The sequence below is a fragment of the Pseudomonadota bacterium genome (genome assembly GCA_018242545.1).
In the GTDB taxonomy this organism is placed as follows: domain Bacteria; phylum Pseudomonadota; class Alphaproteobacteria; order 16-39-46; family 16-39-46; genus 16-39-46.
In genome coordinates this window covers 1-19,216 of sequence record JAFEBT010000002.1, presented here as the reverse complement: position 1 = coordinate 19,216, position 19,216 = coordinate 1, and the positions used below count along the sequence as shown (strand labels likewise).

General features: G+C 34.2%; 21 protein-coding genes, 1 tRNA gene and 1 pseudogene. 7 read left to right on the top strand and 16 right to left on the bottom strand.

The genetic code is table 11. From position 1 onward, the window contains the following. Positions 1-31 precede the first annotated feature (31 nt). The 3 genes from fabD to JSS34_00620 all read right to left on the bottom strand — a co-directional run bounded on the left by fabD (position 32) and on the right by JSS34_00620 (position 2,094). Entirely contained in the window at positions 32-973 is a 942-nt protein-coding gene (gene fabD / locus JSS34_00630) for an ACP S-malonyltransferase (protein MBS0184852.1), read from the bottom strand. A gap of 259 nt (positions 974-1,232) precedes the next feature. Then, positions 1,233-1,412, bottom strand: coding sequence for a hypothetical protein (locus JSS34_00625; protein ID MBS0184851.1), 180 nt, complete (start codon positions 1,410-1,412; stop codon positions 1,233-1,235). A gap of 16 nt (positions 1,413-1,428) precedes the next feature. Further along, a complete protein-coding gene (locus JSS34_00620) occupies positions 1,429-2,094 on the bottom strand; it encodes a TetR/AcrR family transcriptional regulator (protein ID MBS0184850.1) in 666 nt (221 codons plus the stop codon). A gap of 58 nt (positions 2,095-2,152) precedes the next feature. Here JSS34_00620 and JSS34_00615 point away from each other — a divergent pair, with 58 nt between their 5' ends. Then, the gene (locus JSS34_00615; protein MBS0184849.1) at positions 2,153-2,518 is read left to right on the top strand and encodes a nuclear transport factor 2 family protein; all 366 of its coding nucleotides are present in this window, start codon (positions 2,153-2,155) and stop codon (positions 2,516-2,518) included. Positions 2,519-2,656: 138 nt separating this feature from the next. On the opposite strand, the gene map is transcribed toward JSS34_00615, so the two are convergent. The 7 genes from map to JSS34_00580 all read right to left on the bottom strand — a co-directional run bounded on the left by map (position 2,657) and on the right by JSS34_00580 (position 9,063). After that, positions 2,657-3,481, bottom strand: coding sequence for a type I methionyl aminopeptidase (map, locus tag JSS34_00610; protein ID MBS0184848.1), 825 nt, complete (start codon positions 3,479-3,481; stop codon positions 2,657-2,659). A 131-nt stretch (positions 3,482-3,612) separates the two neighbouring features. Then, the gene (locus tag JSS34_00605) at positions 3,613-4,914 is read right to left on the bottom strand and encodes an MFS transporter (protein MBS0184847.1); all 1,302 of its coding nucleotides are present in this window, start codon (positions 4,912-4,914) and stop codon (positions 3,613-3,615) included. A 59-nt stretch (positions 4,915-4,973) separates the two neighbouring features. After that, on the bottom strand, positions 4,974-6,314 hold the full coding sequence (locus tag JSS34_00600; protein MBS0184846.1) for an MFS transporter: 1,341 nt from the start codon (positions 6,312-6,314) through the stop codon (positions 4,974-4,976). Positions 6,315-6,532: 218 nt separating this feature from the next. After that, positions 6,533-7,009, bottom strand: coding sequence for a DUF2948 family protein (locus tag JSS34_00595; protein MBS0184845.1), 477 nt, complete (start codon positions 7,007-7,009; stop codon positions 6,533-6,535). A gap of 20 nt (positions 7,010-7,029) precedes the next feature. Then, positions 7,030-8,319, bottom strand: a complete 1,290-nt coding sequence (murA, locus tag JSS34_00590) for a UDP-N-acetylglucosamine 1-carboxyvinyltransferase (GenBank protein ID MBS0184844.1) — start codon at positions 8,317-8,319, stop codon at positions 7,030-7,032. 21 nt (positions 8,320-8,340) lie between these two features. Then, complete coding sequence (locus tag JSS34_00585) at positions 8,341-8,907, bottom strand: dCTP deaminase (protein MBS0184843.1); 567 nt, start codon at positions 8,905-8,907, stop codon at positions 8,341-8,343. A 12-nt stretch (positions 8,908-8,919) separates the two neighbouring features. Beyond that, the gene (locus tag JSS34_00580) at positions 8,920-9,063 is read right to left on the bottom strand and encodes a hypothetical protein (protein ID MBS0184842.1); all 144 of its coding nucleotides are present in this window, start codon (positions 9,061-9,063) and stop codon (positions 8,920-8,922) included. Between the two features lie 353 nt (positions 9,064-9,416). Between JSS34_00580 and JSS34_00575 the strand changes: the two genes are divergently transcribed. Together JSS34_00575 and JSS34_00570 are read left to right on the top strand one after the other, a co-directional pair. Continuing rightward, positions 9,417-9,773: a hypothetical protein gene (locus tag JSS34_00575; protein ID MBS0184841.1), complete on the top strand. Its 357-nt coding sequence runs from the start codon at positions 9,417-9,419 to the stop codon at positions 9,771-9,773. A gap of 316 nt (positions 9,774-10,089) precedes the next feature. After that, positions 10,090-10,164, top strand: a tRNA-Thr gene (locus JSS34_00570). 399 nt (positions 10,165-10,563) lie between these two features. On the opposite strand, the gene JSS34_00565 is transcribed toward JSS34_00570, so the two are convergent. The 3 genes and pseudogenes from JSS34_00565 to JSS34_00555 form a co-directional block, all read right to left on the bottom strand. Beyond that, positions 10,564-11,262: a 4'-phosphopantetheinyl transferase superfamily protein gene (locus JSS34_00565; protein MBS0184840.1), complete on the bottom strand. Its 699-nt coding sequence runs from the start codon at positions 11,260-11,262 to the stop codon at positions 10,564-10,566. Between the two features lie 48 nt (positions 11,263-11,310). Further along, positions 11,311-11,640, bottom strand: a pseudogene (locus JSS34_00560) (4a-hydroxytetrahydrobiopterin dehydratase). A gap of 114 nt (positions 11,641-11,754) precedes the next feature. Next, positions 11,755-13,527, bottom strand: coding sequence for an ABC transporter ATP-binding protein (locus JSS34_00555; GenBank protein ID MBS0184839.1), 1,773 nt, complete (start codon positions 13,525-13,527; stop codon positions 11,755-11,757). A 214-nt stretch (positions 13,528-13,741) separates the two neighbouring features. On the opposite strand from JSS34_00555, the gene JSS34_00550 reads away from it, so the two are divergent. The 4 genes from JSS34_00550 to JSS34_00535 all read left to right on the top strand — a co-directional run bounded on the left by JSS34_00550 (position 13,742) and on the right by JSS34_00535 (position 17,386). Further along, positions 13,742-13,975, top strand: coding sequence for an MbtH family NRPS accessory protein (locus JSS34_00550; protein ID MBS0184838.1), 234 nt, complete (start codon positions 13,742-13,744; stop codon positions 13,973-13,975). Positions 13,976-14,041: 66 nt separating this feature from the next. Continuing rightward, positions 14,042-15,130 (top strand): 4-hydroxyphenylpyruvate dioxygenase, encoded by a 1,089-nt coding sequence (hppD, locus tag JSS34_00545; GenBank protein ID MBS0184837.1) that lies wholly within the window; start codon positions 14,042-14,044, stop codon positions 15,128-15,130. After that, the gene (locus JSS34_00540) at positions 15,127-16,293 is read left to right on the top strand and encodes a PLP-dependent aminotransferase family protein (protein MBS0184836.1); all 1,167 of its coding nucleotides are present in this window, start codon (positions 15,127-15,129) and stop codon (positions 16,291-16,293) included. Before hppD ends, JSS34_00540 begins: the two co-directional genes overlap by 4 nt. A gap of 1 nt (position 16,294) precedes the next feature. Further along, the gene (locus tag JSS34_00535) at positions 16,295-17,386 is read left to right on the top strand and encodes an alpha-hydroxy-acid oxidizing protein (GenBank protein ID MBS0184835.1); all 1,092 of its coding nucleotides are present in this window, start codon (positions 16,295-16,297) and stop codon (positions 17,384-17,386) included. On the opposite strand, the gene JSS34_00530 is transcribed toward JSS34_00535, so the two are convergent. The 3 genes from JSS34_00530 to JSS34_00520 all read right to left on the bottom strand — a co-directional run. Further along, positions 17,377-17,637, bottom strand: coding sequence for a hypothetical protein (locus JSS34_00530; protein MBS0184834.1), 261 nt, complete (start codon positions 17,635-17,637; stop codon positions 17,377-17,379). The two genes, JSS34_00535 and JSS34_00530, sit on opposite strands and share 10 nt — an antisense overlap. 70 nt (positions 17,638-17,707) lie before the next feature. Next, the gene (locus JSS34_00525; protein MBS0184833.1) at positions 17,708-18,109 is read right to left on the bottom strand and encodes an aspartate 1-decarboxylase; all 402 of its coding nucleotides are present in this window, start codon (positions 18,107-18,109) and stop codon (positions 17,708-17,710) included. Positions 18,110-18,331: 222 nt separating this feature from the next. Beyond that, positions 18,332-19,216 (bottom strand): hypothetical protein (locus tag JSS34_00520; protein ID MBS0184832.1); only part of this gene is annotated, 885 nt, incomplete at its 5' end.

Sequence of the window (19,216 nt, the reverse complement as noted above, 5' to 3'; positions counted from 1 at the left end):
TCTCCTTTATTTAAAGATGTTATTGGTTTTATTAAAGTGTTTTTAAAAAGATTTCAATGTCTTGAGGGGTATTAAGTGCATATGTTGTTATATCAGGATCGATGCGTTTTGTAAGTCCCGTGAGAACTTTTCCAGCCCCAACTTCTATTAATGTATGCGTTCCAAGCGTTGCCATATTAAGAATTGTTTCGCGCCACCGAACACGATGTGTGATTTGCTCATAAAGGAGCTCTCGTATCTTTTTAAAATCTGAAATAGGCTCTGCTGTAACATTTGAAAAAACAGGAATAATTGGATCTTTCCCAGAGACGTGCGCGAGAGCTTCTTTCATTTTTAAAGCTGCTTTTTCCATTAAAGGGCTATGAAAGGGAGCGCTTACAGGGAGAAGGACACATCGTTTGGCGCCGCGATTTGTAGCCTCTGTGAGAGCGCTCTCAATTGCTTTTGTATGGCCACTAATAACAACCTGACCCATTGAATTGTCATTTGCAATAATACAAACTTCATCCTTTAGAGATATATTTTTCAATAAGTCTTCGACTGTTTCAAGCTCAAGACCAAGGAGAGCTGCCATGCTTCCTTCTCCAAGAGGCACGGCTTCTTGCATAGCTTGTCCTCGCAGGCGCAGAAGTTTTGCTGTTTCTTTGAGTGAAAAGGTTTGAGCAGCGCAAAGAGCTGAATATTCCCCTAAAGAATGACCTGCTAAATATTGAACATATGTTTTAAGATCAAACTTTGCCTTTTCAAGAACACGTAAGAGAGCTATACTCACAGCCATAAGAGCCGGCTGTGCATTTTCAGTTAAGGTAAGTGTTTCCTGAGGGCCTTCAAAAATCAATCGTGTGAGGTTTTGTCCTAACGCTTCATCAACTTCTTGAAAAACGTCTCGGGCTTCTGGGAACGCATCGTATATTTCACGTCCCATTCCAACGGTTTGAGAACCTTGTCCTGGAAAAACAAATGCACATTTCATTTTAAGAATCTCCAAAATAAAATATATTTAAGAATTTCGTTACTCCCTAAACTAGAGATGTAGTGCGTTTTTGTACCCTATTTTGTAGAAGAGATATAGAGAGAAAAGTTTCTTTTTTTCATTCATTTTACAATGATTCTTATTTTCTTATGAAAGAATTTTAAGTTTAAGATGGATTTACCTTAAAAATTCAGATTGAGGAGACCTTTTTAGATTTAAAGTAAAATGGAAAAAGTGCTTTATTATCTGAGAGGTATTTTTAATTCTCTTTATTTAAAAGACGTCTTTTAATTTCTTTCGTGCTTATTAAATGTTCTTTTGTTGCATCTGAAAGTCCTTTTTGAATAGATTCAACAAATCTATCTTTTTCAGGCGTAAAATGATTGTCAGAAGAGCAAACTAAATTACGTACAGATTTTCCATTTTGCAGAAGCATCATAAAATTCCTATTAGCTTTAAGTTTCATAAATGAGCGTATCGATGGGATTTTTCAACTCTTCTCTCAGCAACATTTTTATTAATGTTTGACCAAGCCATTGTTCGTATTCCTCAGATGCCCATCCTTGGTCAATCACAAGCATACGATAGATATCGTGCCCTGTGAAAGTCCAGAAAATATCATGGGCTTTTGATATGCTTAATTCCTTTGGCAGAACTTTTTCTTCTGCCATTATTTTAATGCTCTTTTCTAATCTTTTATAGCGACGCTCTTCTCTTTCTTTCTCAAGTTCTTTAAATTCTGGCGCTAAAACTTCTGCGCCTCGGAAGAGATCAAGTTGGGATCTTTCAGCATCATAAAGTTGTCTTGAAATCTGAGCTGCAAGGAGGAGGCGTTTTTTGACTGATTTCTCTTGATAGACTTTCTCGACAAGAGCGTCATGCTTTTCTTTTGGAAGTGCCAAATCCATGAGTGTGCGTAGAATACCACGCTTTGATTGAAAAAGCGCATAAACTGTTGGAATTGAAACATCTGATAAATGAGCAATTTTTTCAATGGTGACGGCTTCAAAGCCTTCTTCCTGAAAAAGCTCACGTGCAGAAAGAAGGATACGATTTCTCGTTTGTGCGGCCTGCACACGTCTCGTTTCGGAAGAATAAGGTCTCTTTTTTTGATTTGACATATTGAATATAGTTTACTATAACCAATATGATGTGTCAATCAAATAAAGGAATAATCTTATGGAAACTAATCTCGCTGTTGTCGAAGCTTATTATAAAGCAATGGATGAAAAAAACATTCAAGTTCTTGGACAATACCTACATCCTGATGTGCAATTCATTGGACCTCTTGCAAAAATGACAGGGAAAGAAGCTGTTATTGAGGCTGCCAAGCACCTTTGTGATCTTTTAAAAAAGATAACCATACGTGCCAAGTTCGAAGCAGGCCATGAAGTTATGCTGGCTTATGATTTTGAGTTTCAAGATCCGATTGGGAAGCTTCCTGCAGCTGTTCTTATGAAAGTGGAAAAAGGGCTTATTTCAAGGATAGAACTTTTTTATGACCCTCGGCCTCTTTTTGAAAAGAGGGATGAAATTTTCTCTTGAGGAATTTTAGGGTTTTTTAAGAAAAAATAGCTTCCTCTCTTAAGGATAGAAATCAAGCGGTGTTAAGGGACACACTAAACTGCTTTTAATGGTACAAATTTTAAGGATTTTACGGTTTTTTATTAAGAAATAAAGAAGTTAAGCATAAGGAGGGAGCGTGTAATTTTTAGGGGAAAGTGTAAATATTTCGACGCCTGTTTTTGTAACACCAACCGTATGTTCAAACTGAGCTGATAAAGATTGGTCCCGCGTTACAGCTGTCCATCCATCAGAAAGAACTTTAACAGCATAACGTCCCGCATTAACCATGGGTTCCACAGTAAAAAACATTCCTTCTTTTAAAACGATACCTGCTTCTTTTTCGCCATAGTGGAGAATAGTTGGAGGACCATGAAAAAACTGACCGATGCCATGGCCACAAAAATCTCGCACGACGGAGTATTTATTTTCTTCTACATAAGATTGAATCGCATGTCCAATATCGCCAATTGTAGATCCGGGTCTTATCTTTGAAATCCCGCGCATCATTGCTGCATAGGTTACTTCTACAAGACGTTGTGCTTTTATACCGACATCTCCTACATAAAACATACGACTTGTGTCACCATGCCAACCTTCCAAAATAACGGTGACATCGATATTCAATATATCTCCTTTTATGAGAGTACGCGGTCCAGGGATTCCGTGACAAACGACGTGATTTAAGGAGGTGCAAATAGATTTTGGAAATCCTTTATATCCTAAAGGGGCGGGAATGGCCTTATGATCTATAATAAAAGCATGACATAGTGAATCTAAATGTTCAGTTGTGATGCCCGGCTTAACATAAGGTGTAATATAATCTAAAACCTCTGCAGCCAAACGCCCTGCTTTGCGCATTCCTTCATAATCAGAAGGAAGATGAAGAGGAATTTGACCTTCCTCGTACAAAAAAGTATCAATGTCAGCTTGAGTATGTGTCATTAAACAATTAAAAGGTTAGGAGTAAAATAAAAATGCTTAACTTTTTGATCAGAAGACTCCTCTCTTTTTAAGACAGAGGTTCTAAATAAGTCAATAATTTTAATATCAATAACATTGATTGATTTGAAATTTTAGGTCACTTCAGGATTGAGAGAACGGATTCTTAGTCCTTCAAGCTTTTCAAAGTGCGTCACACCCCAAATAAATCCAAGCGTTACTGGGATTAAAAGCATTGAAAGTCCCCAATATCCAAAGGCATCTGTTAAAAAAACAAGTCCGAAAGCAATGATGACTGACATTAAGGCACGGGCAAGAGCATAAATAATGCTCGTATATCTAAACCGTTGATAAATAGGATAATGAACAATGAGGGCGGCAACAGCAGGCACAGCTGTTAAAATCAAAGAAACCCCTATAAGCTGAATGATAAAAAGGAGAGAGGGAGATAACGCATGCATCATTAAGAAAGGAAGGCTGATCGCAAAAATAAGAAAAAAGATGGATTTTAGTTTTATAATTTTCAAAGGGTGGATACGAATACTTAAAAGAACGGTTGCTAAAAGAACCATAAACTCAACAATTGAAATAAGAAAATTTTGATGAATAATTTGTTGTCCTGTTTGTCCCAATTGCTTAAGAATCTCTGCACAAAAAATATAAATAAAATAAAGACAGGCAGGAGGGCCTGAATAAATTAAAAAAGACGCCATAATAAGCTTAAAATTCACCTTTTGAGAAATGAAAGTAAGTTTAGAAGAAGACTCGGTTTTAATCTCATTTTTAGTGTGGACTCTTTTCTGGCTTAAAAAGTCGGGGGTTTCGCGAAGTCTCATTCTTGAAACAGAGCCAACAAGGGCAAGCCCAGCGGCAGCCCAAAACGCATAACGCCAATTAAACATTTCATGGGACGTCATCAGCATAGCAACTGCTAAGGCCGCTACCATTCCTAAACGTGACGCACAACTTATCAGTCCTACAATGCAATATCTTAAAGGAAGAGGGATAAGCTCAGTAAGGTAAATTTCAGCTCCAATGATTTCTCCCATGGAAGAAATGCCTTGAATAACGCGACAAGCTGTTACAAGCCATGCAGCTGTAATCCCAATTTGGTCATAGGTGGGAAGACTTGCAATAAGGATACAGGATGTCGCCATAAGCATCATCGTTAAAATAACAGTTGTTTTTCGACCAATACAGTCTCCAATATATCCAAATAAAAGAGCTCCCAAAGGTCTTAAAACATAGATCGAACTGAAGGTAAAAGCTGTTAGGAGGCTCGCTGTTTTTGGATCTGTTTTTGGGAAGAAGAGTTCATTTAAAACCACAGCCATGTGAACATAAAGCATGAGATCAAAATATTCTAAAAATGTTCCTGCTTGTAAGAGGCCAGCAGCTTCTTTTTGTTCTTTATTGAGAGGTACAGAGAGGTCCATTTAAAGTTCCTTTTCTTGTCTGAAGATCAAAATATGAGTATCAAAAGACAGAGTTTAATTTAAGAGAATTTGAAGATTTTAGAAAAAGCTGATTTCTTAGAAATATGTTCAAGTTCTTCAAAATGAGAAACACCCCATAGAAATCCGATTGTGACAGGAATCATAATAAAATAGATTCCCCATTGTCCCAAAATATCTGTTAAAAAAACGAGTCCAAATGATGTTAATACAGCCATAAGAGCTCTTGAAAGAGCATAGATAAGGCTTGCATAAGTAAATCTCCTAAATACAGGCATGTGCTGCATAAAAACAGCTGTAGCTGGAATTGGGGTTAATGTTAACGATACACTTATACATTGCATTAAAAGCATGATAAAGGAAGAATTGAGATCGTTGGTAACAAAAGGAAATAAGACTAAAAAAGGAAGGAATAAGGCCCCTTTAAATTTTAATATTTTTAAGGGGTGTATTGTATAGCTGAGATAAACAGTAAGAACCATAAAAAGAAATTCAACAACAGAAACAATAAAATTTTGATGAATAATAGCTTCTGGGCTTAATCCCAAAGAAGTTTTTAAAATGCTTCCGCAGTGCATATAACTAAAATAAAGACAAACGGGGGCACCAGAATAAACAAGGAAAATAGCTAAGAGAATTTTCCATCCAAGTGTATCTTTTTGAAATTTTTTTTCTATTTTAAGCAGTTCTTCAGTTTTACCGATGCCTTGTTCTTTTGCTTGTTCAAGTGCTTGTTTAACATTGCGTTTCATATCCACAAAGTCGGGTGTTTCCCTAAGCCGTGTTCGTGCAACAGACCCAACAACGGCAATCGCAGCACCAATCCAAAAACCGTTTCTCCAGTCAAAACCAAAAGAGGTAACAAGATAAGCAATTCCAAGAGCAACCATTGTCCCAAAACGTGAGGCACATCCAATTAAGCCTACGGCAGGATATCTTACAGGAGGCTTTGTGATTTCCGTAACGTATATTTCAGCGCCAATAATTTCTCCCATTGAGGAGAGGCCCTGGATAATACGACAGATTGTAACAAGCCATGCTGCAACAATACCGATTTGAGCATAGGTCGGAAGAGTGGCCATGATAATGCATGAGGTTGCCATCATCATGGTTGTCATAATAACAGTTGTTTTACGTCCTATATGATCCCCAATATATCCAAATAAGAGAGCCCCAAAAGGTCTAAGAACATAGGTTGAACAAAAAGCTAAAGCTGTAAGAAGACCGGCTGTTTTAGGATCTGCTTTTGGAAAAAATAAATCATTTAATAAGACGGCCATATGAACATAGAGCATCAAGTCAAAATACTCTAAAAATGTTCCAATTTGTAGAAGACCAACAGCTTCCTTTTGCTCTCTGTTAAGAGCTGAGAATATAGACATAAAAAACCTCTTTTTACATTTAATATATAGACGTAATTATTTCTTTATCGGGTGATTATTTCTAAGAAATTTTAAAGTTTTGGGAAGATATTCTTAACTGTTTAGCAGAATTACTAAGACATATCCTAAGAGATGTTTTAATTATCGTCAAGAGGAGTTTTTTTATGTAGGTATTGTAAATAGAAGAAATTAGCATACTTTTTTAAGAAAATAGTATTTTAAAAGTGCTCTGGTTTATGGGAAGTTGGCCATGAAATATTTTGATCTCCAAGTAAAACGAACATTTTTTCAATTTCAAGTTGAAGTTGAATGGCACCTGAAAAAGTTAAAATAAGAGTATTATCTTCGGACGTAATGCATAAAAGATTTAAAATTTGGTTTGGATCAAAGGAATCTTTTAATCCTTTTTTATGGACGTTTTTGACATGGTTAATATTTAAGAGGGAATGAATGCGTTCATAAAGCGTACTCTCATTTTCAATAACAGGATTATTTTCCCAGCGAAAACGATGTGTGAGAAGAGAAAATGTTTGCTCTTTTGGGTTGTATGTTATGCTTGAAAAAGGAACAAGAGCATCTTGAAGAAATGTAGAGAGAATTGAAAGATCTTCTAAATTTTCGGCTTTAAGCTTTAAAGGCGGTGCATCAGAGAAAGTAAGAGAAGTATTTGATGGTGTTGAATTTTTAAAGGTCATAATCGAGCCTATTTTATTTATTAAGTATGAATTCGTTCAATTTGAGCACCACATGCTCTTAACTTAGCTTCCACATATTCATAGCCGCGGTCAAGATGATAAACGCGATTTAGAATTGTTTCTCCTTCAGCAACGAGGCCTGCTAAAACAAGAGAAAAAGAAGCTCTCAAGTCTGTTGCCATAACTTCTGCTCCAATAAGATTCTTTACACCCCGAATCATTACAGATTTTCCTTGTATGCTGATTTGGGCTCCCATACGCATGAGTTCAGGCACGTGCATAAATCGATTTTCAAAAATTGTTTCCGTTATGAGAGATGAGCCCTCTGAAATACAAAGAAGAGCCATCATTTGAGCCTGTAAGTCTGTTGCAAACCCTGGAAAAGGACCTGTTGTAATATCAACAGCATTTAAAGAAGCATTTTTACCTGAAACACGAAGGCCATTTGGAAGTTCTTCAATTGTCACACCGATTTCTTCTAATTTTGGAAGAAAAGAAGGAATAAGAGATTTTTTACCTCCCAAAAGATCAAGCTCTCCTCTTGTAATGGCTGCTGCAATCGCGTAAGTTCCAAGCTCAATGCGGTCTGAAACAACACGATGATGAGCTCCTTTTAAGGTTTCCTGTCCTTCGATAACAAGTGTATCTGTTCCAATTCCTTCAATATGAGCGCCCATGCTGACGAGGCAGTTTGCAAGGTCTATGATTTCAGGTTCTCGCGCAGCATTAATAAGGCGCGTTGTTCCTTTTGCTAAACAAGCTGCCATGAGAAGATTTTCGGTGCCTGTTACGGTTACCATTGGGAAGGTAAAATCTTTTCCTTTAAGACCTTGAGGTGCTTGGGCATGAATATATCCTTGTTCAAGAGAAATTTTTGCTCCTAAGTGTTCTAGACCTTTTATATGAATATCAACCGGTCTCGTTCCAATTGCACATCCGCCAGGCAAAGAAACAGTTGCTGTTCTCATGCGCGCCAAAAGGGGTCCTAACACAAGAATAGAAGCCCGCATTTTACGAACAAGATCATAAGATGCCTTCGTACTTGTAATCTTTTTGGCAGAAAGCTTTAAGGTTTGCTCTTGAGGTATACTAGAGGATGTTCCGTTTTCTATAAAAGAGGTGTCGACCCCTAAATCTTTTAAAATGTTTAGCAGGCAATGGATGTCAGCAAGTTTTGGAACATTCGAAAGAACCAGAGGATCTTCTGTGAGCAAACAGGCGGTCATGAGTGGAAGTGTCGCATTCTTCGCGCCTGCAATTTGAATGGAGCCTTTAAGAGGGATACCTCCGTGAATATGAATTTTATCCATAAATGAAATCCTTTAAAAAAATTATGTAAGTGTTTTTAATTTTGGAAGCGTAATTCCGCGTTGATGCATGTATTTTCCAGAGCGGTCTTTATAAGAAACATCACAAGGTTGTTCTCCTTTAAAAAAGAGAAATTGACAGACGCCTTCATTTGCATAAATTTTTGCAGGAAGAGGCGTTGTATTGGAAAACTCAAGAGTTACATGCCCTTCCCATTCAGGCTCAAGAGGTGTAACATTCACGATAATACCACAACGAGCATAGGTGGATTTTCCAAGACAAATAACAAGAACATCCCGTGGAATACGAAAATATTCTACGGTACGTGCGAGCACAAAGCTGTTCGCTGGGATGATGCATACATCTGTTTCGCGATCTACAAAGCTTGTTGGAGAAAAATTTTTAGGGTCAATAAGAGCATTGTCTACATTGGTAAAAATTTTAAACTCTGGAGCCACACGCGCATCATACCCATAGGAAGAAAGACCGAAGGAAATTGTATTACGTGTTGTTTGAGATTCAATAAAAGGTTCAATCATTCCATGGTTTAAGGCCATTTCTCGGATCCAATGATCAGAAAGAATCGACATAATCTTTATCCTTTAGCTATGAAAAGAAGAAGGTTCTAGAGGGTTTAATTTTTTGACACGTGCACGTGCTTGTTCTTTTCGGCGTTGTAAATTAGCGCGCAAAGCGTCTGCTTCTCGTTGCTTTCGGTCCTTGGAAAGGGGAGGTTTTTCTGTCATAAAAAGAGCTTTTTTAAGTTAAAGTTAAGAAAAAGTTGAACGGAATTTATAAGTTGAATTCCTTCTCAATATATACAGACTAAAAGGGTCTTTCGCAACTATAGAGATAGAAGGCCTTATTTTACTTTTTCTTTTGTCTCAGATTTAAGTCATTTTAGAAAACATTAGACAAATTTTTAACTTTTTTGTATTTTAAAGACATGAGGTATTTAATAGAATATGTTTACTTTACTATTCTCTCTTATATTTAAACCTCTTATTTCATTCTGAGATTTTTCTGAGAAGTCTAAAAAAACAAGGAAAAGAAAAGATTTTTTCATAAGAAGTAAAAAAATAAAAAATAAAAAAAAAGAATGAAAAACATAAAGATTATTATGGTTTCTCTTTTAGCGATGATTTTAGGAGAAAATGCTGTCTTCTCTCTTGAGGACAAAGGTTTAGATGCCGCAAGTACAAAGCTTTCAAGAAAGCAAGAGAACGCAAATTCTGAGGGAATAGATGGTTATAGGGATAGAAGTTTGTATGCATCCATAAAAGCCGGCGCCATGATTTTTGATCGTGATGGAAAAAGGAAGGACAATAAGGATGTTCAAAGAAATACTTCTACTTCTGGTGATCCTAAAAAAGTAACTCCGGCATTTGGAATTTCTTTTATAGGCAACTTTGCAAGTGGCTGTTGGCATAGCTCTTTTCCTTGTTCTACGCGATAATTCTTATTGTAAGAGCTCATTAAATTTAAGAAGAAAAAACAAACATAAATTGAGAAGAAATGAAAAGAATAAAAAATTAAAGGCGTTCAAAAAATTATAAGAACAGACTACCACCACATAGAAATCTAAAATAAGACGGCAGGGAATTTTTGGCTACTCTTAGAAGAATTAAATCTATTTGATGTAAAGCAGTGTGGTTAAAGGAGCTTAAAATTTATTTTCTCTGGAAGCATCATTCCTTTTTAACTCCTATCTTGCATCTTTTTGAGGAGTATGGCATTGTGCACCCCATATAGACAAGGTTAGACGTTAATGAGCCGCCGTAGCTCAGTGGTAGAGCACACCCTTGGTAAGGGTGAGGTCGCAAGTTCGATCCTCGCCGGCGGCACCATAAAAAGTAGAGAAATTCCTTGGATTTTTGTTTAAGCTAAGACTTTTTTAATTTTTAAAAAATAAAAAAGGTTTATATAAGGTTTTAAAAAAATAGTTTCATAGTTGTTCTTCTATTTATATTGATTGAGCTTTAGAGTAAAAGCCTTTCGAACTCTTTCACTCTTTGATTTACTATATTGATTAAAGGGGGATGCTCTATTGATCATACTAAACTAGGTGGCCAGAACCCCACAGATTTTAAGTCTGTTAATATTTTCTCAAAGTTCTCAAAAAATTACTTATTTTTCAATTAGTTAAAGTAACAATAAATTTCCTTGTAAAAAATTAGTCATCATATAGTCATCAAAATAAGGATAATTTTTCTTAATATAAAGTTTAATATGAAACTTATTTTTTTCTAACTTAGTTTAGAGAAGTCCAAGGAATCAAGGGACCTCATATTTATGTAAGAGTTATTCTTTTTAACAGCAACCGCTCCCAGATAATCAGGAATCAGATCGATAGAAGAAAAAGTCCATTCTTTATCTATTTCTTTTTTACGTATTGTATTGTACCTCACAACTTCGAATTTTTTTCTTGGTAAAATAGTTGTGTCTATATTGGAAAGAGGACATGACAATCCAAATCCTAAAGCTTTTACGAAAGCTTCTTTGATAGTCCATGTTTTATAAAATAAATAAGATTTGTCTTTTTTATTGAATGTATTGAAAATAAGTAGCTCTTCTTGAGTTGTTATTAAAGGCAATAAATCGTCTATTCCAATCGTACTATCCATAAATTCAATGTCAACTCCGACCTCATGACCAAAAGAAAAGGCATAACAAGCATATTCATGAGAGTGCGACATATTAAAATATAAGTTTTGATTATTTTTGCATAAAGGTTTTTGAAACTCATTATGTGTATATTCAACTTGTGAAGGAGAACAAGAAAGATAATTTCCAATTAAAATTCTTAGAAGTCCATGTGAAGCAACATAACTACTTTTTAAATGTTCAAATTGAAATTTATCTGCTTGAATTTTTTCTTTCTCTGAAAGATACATTAGGAGTTTTGGAAGATAAGAGTCTAACTTTTTAAGATTAATAGTAAACAATTCTACAAGATTCTTAGAGAAATTTATCTTTTTAAGGGCATTCATTTTTTAACTATTAAGCTTATCTTCAATTTTAGCTACTAAATAAAAGTCACTTTTTGTAAGATTATTTGCTTTATGCGTCCAGATTTCAACGCGACATTTTTCTCAGCTTATAAAAAGATCTGGGTGATGTCTTTCTTTCTCTTCAATTTTACAAATTTTATTCGCAAAATTCATAGGATCTATAAGGTTTTCAAAAAAATATGTTTTTTCAAGATGGCCTTGTTTATTGAGACTCCAATCTCCTTAAAGCTGTTAGAAAAGTTTAATTTCTTTCAGAGATAAAGGAAAAACAACCCCTTGACAAGGGATACAAGCATGTTTTGACAGATTCATTTTCAGACTCTTCATTTTTTAATTAAGTGAATTGAAACCAAGGCTCTACCGTTATTAGAGAATGATTTAAAGGTAGTTAATCTTATTTACGAAGTAAAGTAATTTTAGAGTGACTTACAAATCTTTTTTCTCTGGCAAAAATCCACCAATTTGCGTCTCCCATAAAGTTTTATAGAAACCTCCTTTTAAGAGTTCTTTATGTGGTCCATCCTGAATGATTTTACCTTGATCAAAAACAAGAATTCGATCCATACGAAGAAGAGTTGAGAGGCGATGAGCAATAATAATGGTCGTTTTTTCTTTCATTAAATTCCAAAGACTTTCTTGAATCTCATGTTCTGTTACAGAATCAAGTTGACTTGTGGCTTCATCTAAAATAAGGATAGGGGCATTTTTTAAAATAGCCCGACTCATTGCAATACGTTGACGTTGCCCCCCTGAAAGTTTTATGCCTCTTTCACCAACAAGAGAGTCATACCTTAAAGGCAGCTTAGATATGAACTCATGTGCATGAGCACGTTGAGAAGCCTCTATGACTTCTTCATCAGAAGCTTCTAATTTTCCGTAACGAATGTTTTCCATTAAGGTTCGATGGAATAAAGATGGATCCTGAGGAATTATAGAGATAGCTTCTCTTAAACTATCTTGAGTCACATTTTTTATATCTTGATCATCAATAAGAATGCGTCCTTCTGTAACATCAAATAATCTTAAAATTAAATTTACAAAAGTAGATTTACCGCTGCCTGAAAAGCCTACAAGTCCAACTTTTTGACTAGGAAAGATAGTAATAGAACTCTTATTAAATAAAGGTTCTGCACCTTTATAATAAAATTGAACTTTGTCAAAGACAATTTTACCTTTAGTAACCATAAGTTCTAAAGCCTTCGGACTATCTTTAATTTTATGAGGCATTGTTGTCGTACGCAGTGCTTGTATCGTTACCCCTAAGAGTTTAGAAAATTGAGAAAACTCTTGCATTAATCCCCACAAGAAATCAACAATGGAGATATTAAGACTCATAACAAGCGCAAAATCTCCGATAGAGATTATTCCTTGTTCTCGTCCTTTTATAAGAAAGTAAAGACATATTCCTTGTGTTATAAGAAAAGAATATCCGTAAAAAATCCACATCCAGAAATAAAACCATTGGAGTTTTCTCTCTGCTTTAAGGGCTTCTTGGAGAGTTTCATTAAGAGATTCTTTTTCTTTGCGTTGCCTTGAAAATAACTTTACTGAAAGTATATTTGACAATATGTCAACAAGTTTTCCAGTTACTGTTGATCCTAACTCTGACTGTTTATCTGCAAGATGTTGGATTCTTTTTGAACAAAAAAATGCGACCCCAATGAATAAAAGTGTCCAAGTAAGCATAGCTAAAGCAAATTCAATTCGCACATGCCAAAGAGTAAAAATTGCAACTGCAAGCCCTAAAATATGACTTAAAAATCGATCAATAAAAATTCGTACGATGTCGGGTATACTGTTTTTTAAGTCATTAATTTTATTTGCTAAGCTTCCAGAAAAATTATTTTGGTAATAAGAATGATCATGCTTTATCATATAAGAAAATATGGAATTTGTTATTTTTTTATGCAAAGCAGGTATCATTTTGATCTCTACAAAATAATTATAGAGACGAAACATACTTGTATGAAAAAATGATAAAAAAAAGTAAATTAATAAAGGATAAGCTATATATTTAAAAGCTTCTTGGGAAGGAGATTGGTTAAGACGGTCTAAAATAACTTTAAGAAGATAAGGCCTTAAAGATAAATCAATAGCCCATGCTATTGCAACTAAGAGCATAATAGTAAAAGACCAATAAAATGGTCGAATCATTTTATAAATATAGAAAAGCGCTTCTTTTGCATGAACCTCGTGCATCTTTTTCCTAATGGTTCCTTAATTTTTAATGAACACGTTAAGTTAACATAACGAAAAACTTTTTAAGAAGCTAAGGAATAAAGAAGAAAAGTTTTACTTTATAAAAAATAGTTTGAAATAAATTTCATATTATTCTAAAAATTAAGATCATCGAGATTTTCATAAAATGAAAATATAACTGTTTTTATATAATGCAGAACAAATAGGAGTAAAAATGTGGGGACCAGATTCTAATGAAGTATGGAGAGTCGTTATTAACATAGAAGATCAGTATTCAATATGGCCTGTTAGAAAAGAGATTCCTTATGGATGGAGTGAAGTTGGGACAACTGGAACGAAAGAGGAGTGTCTTGCTTATATTAAAGAGAATTGGTCGGATATGAGACCTCGTAGCTTAAAAGAACAAATGGCTAAGGCTGCAAATAAAGATGAAATAGAGGTAGCTTAATTTTTTATCTATTTAAAGAGAAAGTTTCTTTCCTTTCAGTAAATAACCTTCATAAAGATATTTTTAATGCAAACTGAACACTTATCAATTAAGGGACTTGATTATATTGAACTCTATGTCGCAAATGCTTTTCAATTTGTATATTTTCTTAAGCAGGGGTTTGGATTTAATATTATAGGATACAAAGAAAAAGCTTCAGATTCTTATGACGAAGTCTCTTATATTTTGGAGCAAGGGAATATCCATCTTATTATAACTTCTGCGGTAACACCTTCTCACTTTGTGAGTCAGCATGTGTATTCTCATGGAGATGCGGTAAAAGATATTGCTTTTGAAGTTGAGGATGCTGAATATGCTTTTGAAACAGCTATAAAGCATGGAGCAACTGTTATCCGTAGCCCAGACTACATTCAAGACAAAAATGGAAAAATTATAAAGGCCTCTGTCCTTACATTTGGAAGTACGATACATTCATTCATACAAAGAGACCAAACTAATATTTTTTATTTGCCATTCTATGAAATGGCTCAAGATTCTAGAGATCTTGGTGTTGGACTTAATAATATAGATCATATTGCAATTGCATTAGATTATTCCACCCTCGATACTTGGAGAAAGTTTTATGGAACTGTATTTTCATTTTCAGTCGTTCAGGAAGAAATTGTTGATACAAATAATAGTGGTATGAATTCTATTGTGATGGCAACAAAAGATAATTCTATCAAGTTTGTTTTTGTTGAGCCTCGAAAAGGTAAAATAGAATCTCAAGTTGAAACTTTTATCAAGAAAAATAAAGGACCGGGAGTTCAACATATCGCTTTTCATTCAAATGATATTTATAAGTCAATGCAGGCTTTGAGAAATAATGGCATAGAATTTCTTCATATCCCTCAAACATATTATGAACATCTTGAGGAAAGAGTGAATAATATTCATGATAAACTTAAAGATTTAAATAAATTAAAAATCTTAGTTGATCAAGATGAGAAGGGGCATCTATTTCAAGCTTTTACGAAACCAATCCATCAGCGCCCTACTTTGTTTTTTGAAATTATACAGCGTATGGGGTCTGAAGGTTTTGGGAAAGGAAATATTAGAGCCCTTTTTGAGGCTATTGAAAGAGAACAAGGCCAAAAAGGAAAGAATTTAGAATGATTAAATTAGCGAATTGGTTAAAATCTATTTCTCCTTCAGCTATGCAAAAATCTTTAAACGCCCTTAAGGATGATGTTATTTCTTTTTCTCTTGGTCTTCCTGCACCTGAGCTTTTTCCAATTGAACAATTGAAAGAAGCTTTAAATTGTTTAGAAAACAAAGATGCTTTGCAGTATGCTCCTCCTCTAGAATCTCTTAAATCTTATATCGTAGAGAAGATGTATGAGAGAGGGGCTACCTGCAAGGAAAATGAAGTTTTCTTGACGACTGGAGCTCATCAAGGAATGACCCTTTTAACAAGGCTTCTTCTCAATCCAAAAAGCACAATAATTCTAGAAGAAGTTGTTTATCCCGGGTTTGTTCAAGTAGTCGCACCTTATCAGCCTAATATACTAACCGTAAAAACAGATTTTAAAACGGGAATAGACCTTGAAGATCTTGAGAGGACCTTAAAGCAAGGTCATAATCCAGCTTTACTCTACATGGTAACAGATGGACACAACCCTTTGGGACTTAGTTTAAGTAGAGAAAAACGGGAACATCTTGCAAATTTGGCTTCAAAATATAAACTTCCTATCATAGAAGATGATGCTTATGGATTTCTTTTTTATGATGAAAATATTCCTTCTTTAAGATCTTTTAACTCTGACTTTATACTATATGTGGGATCTTTTTCTAAAATCCTTGCACCTTCCCTTCGTGTTGGCTGGTTAATCGTTCCAGAATATTTAGTACCAAAATTATCGATTATAAAAGAATCGCTAGATATTAATATGGCGACCTTTTCACAACGCATTGTAAATTCGTTTATAGAAAAAGGATATTTAGAAGATCATATTTTAAACATAAGAGCTGCTTATAAATTAAGACGCGATCAAATGAATGAATCTTTAAAGAATCACCTTCCAGATGAACTGTCCTATACTGTCCCTAATAGTGGTTTTTTTATTTGGGGAGAATGTCCAAAGAACATAGATGTATCTCTTTTATTTAAAAATGCTTTAGAAGAAAAAGTCTCTTTTATCCCTGGAGGTGGATTTGCAATATCAAATATTGAAAAGTACAAAAATTGCTTAAGGTTAAGTTTTTCATCTTCAAATACGCCTAAAATTGAAGAAGGAATTAAACGCTTTTCCAAAGCACTCGAGAAGAGCAGACTTTAATATGGATTTATCTCAGATTATTAGTATTTCTGATATTCAGGAACAAGCAAAGCTTATTTTGGATCCAAGCATTTATACATACTTTTCTGGAGGATCCGATGATGAAATTACTCTAAGTGAAAATGCTGAAAGTTATAATAAAGTTCTTCTAAAGCCAAGAGTTCTTAGAGATGTTCGTAACATTACAACAAGAACGACAGTGTTAGGCCAATCAATTTCTTTGCCGGTCTTAATTGCGCCTATGGCTTTTCATAAATTAGCGCATCAAGAAGGAGAGATTGCAACTGTTAAAGCTGCAAGTGATTTTGGAACAATTATGATTGTGAGCTCTTTAGCAACGGCATCTTTAGAAGAGATTCGTAAAAATTCACTCATTGATCCTTGGCTTCAAGTCTATATGTATAAAGACCGTCATATAACAAAAAACTTACTACAATACGCCCATGAATGCGGATTTAAGGGATTGGTTCTTACAGTTGATACGCCTTTGTATGGAAAACGTAAACGAGAATTAATAAATCCTTTCTCATTCCAAGAAGATATCATTCCGCTTAACCTGGTGAAAGCAGGATTGAATTTACAAGAAATTCCAGTTGTCCATCGAGCACGGTACCTTTCACAGTTATTAGATTCTTCTCTAACATGGGAAGATATAGAATGGATTCGCTCTATAACACCTCTCCCTATCATTCTAAAAGGCATATTGACCGAAGAGGATGTTTCTATTGCAATAGAGCATAAAATTTCAGGAATTATTATATCTAATCATGGAGGCAGACAACTTGATACTGTTCCAACTCCTCTTGAAGTCCTTCCTAAAATTGCCCAAATTGCGGATGGTAAGATTGACATTTTAATAGATGGGGGAATTAGGGATGGAAAAAGCATATTCAAAGCCATTGCATTAGGAGCAAAAGCAGTGCTTATAGGAAGACCTATTTTATGGGGACTCAGTGTTGGAGGGGAGCACGGTGTATTAAAAGTCTTAGATATTTTCTCCTCTGAACTTAATCTTACAATGGCTCTTTGTGGATGTACGTCACTCGAGATGATTTCTGAAGAATATCTTTATAAACGAATTACTTATTTTTGAATATATTCATCTATTTCTTGTTGAAGAAGACTTAATTCATCTAAAATTTCTGGATTTAAATGATTAATTTTTAATATGGAGGTCACCTTAAAAGATAATTTTTTGAGCTTTTTAATAAGAAAGTTTGGGCTAGACATCTTTTTTTTGAAGTTATTTGTCCCATAAGCCAAGTTTAATTGAACAAACTCATCTTTTAAAAGTTTCACTATTTTATGTTGAGATTCTAGGGAGGACAGATTTTTTTCATTCATAATATAACAACCCTTGCACGAATGTTGTTTATTTCATTTCTGAAAATAATAATAATTTATGGCCCTAATTCTAGCTCTCTAGTTGAGGATTTATATAAGGTCCATGTTTTTCGTAGATAGAGACACTGTTGATTGTATTATCTTCATTCATTAATAATATTTTTGGAGTATGTTGTGAAATTTCATCATTGTCCATATGACAATAGCACATAATTATTATTTTATCTCCTGTACTTACAAGTCTTGCTGCCGCACCATTTATACAAATTATCCCACTGTTTTTTTCTCCTTTAATTACATATGTTTCAAATCTGTTTCCATTATCAATATTAACTACGCTGACTTTCTCGTACTCTAGAATACCGCTTTGAGTGAGTAGGTGTTCATCAATTGTTATGCTCCCTACATAATTGAGTTCAGCTTGGGTCACTTTTGCTCGATGGATCTTAGCTTTCAACATAGTTAATAACATATTTATAGCACCTTTTTCTGCATGTTTAATTATAAGTAGGTATTAGTTAATTTTTTTTATGGATACTTCCTAAAGAATGATAACCAAACAGTGTGATTAGAATGCAAGTAAAATATATACAAACATTGAATGATCATAAATCACAAGAAGCTACCTCTCCATATTTTTTAGTTAAAGCTCAAAAATCCTCCTTCTTATTTATAAAATATATAATTCTAGGTGTCATATCAAACTTTTAATTACATTACAAATTTTTACAATTTCGGTATCATTATTAATCCAAGAAGAATGACCAGCATGCATTTTTATTACTCGTATTTTTGTATTTTTAATTAATTTATCTAAATGATTATATTTGGTATTTTCAACATAATATTTAAAAAATCCTTTTTCGTCTTCCATTGCATCTTCTATTTTTGAGGCTTTAAATAAGGTAATGTTTGTTTTTGATAAATCAGAGGTTGGAGCGGGGAAATATTTGTAATTAACATGTGTGACATCCTCAAAGTTTTTGCCTATCTTCAAGACTGCCTCTTTAAGATTAAAGTAGGGATCTATGAGTATAATATTTGTAACAAGCTCTCTTTTTTTAATCAACTGCTTAGCCACTTCAAATGCTAAGGTCCCTCCTAAGCTCCAACCAAATAGGTTATATGGGCCTTCAGGTTGTAAAAGTTTTATATAAATAATATAATCCCTAGCTAGATTTTCAATTGTTATGTAATTAAGATAATTTTTATCAATTTTATTTTCGAAGTAATTATAATAATTATTAAACAATATTAAATTTTTATTATTTAATTCTGGGACTATGTTATTAAAATAACTTTCTGATCCTCCGTGACCTGGAGGGAAGATAAATAAGTTATTCTTAGCTTCATTCTTTGAATTATTAACTATTACATAAGGCTCAAAATCAGGAAAGTCGCTCATCGTATAATCAGGTATATTTTTATCTAATAGACAATGCGGGATAATATCTTGAAGTTTTTGAAGGAAAGTATGGGATACATTTTCTACAGTTTCATCCTTATAATGCAGGGTACTATAGCTCCAAAATACTTGTAATTTTCCTTCTCGAATATCTCCATTAATATTAAAAAGATA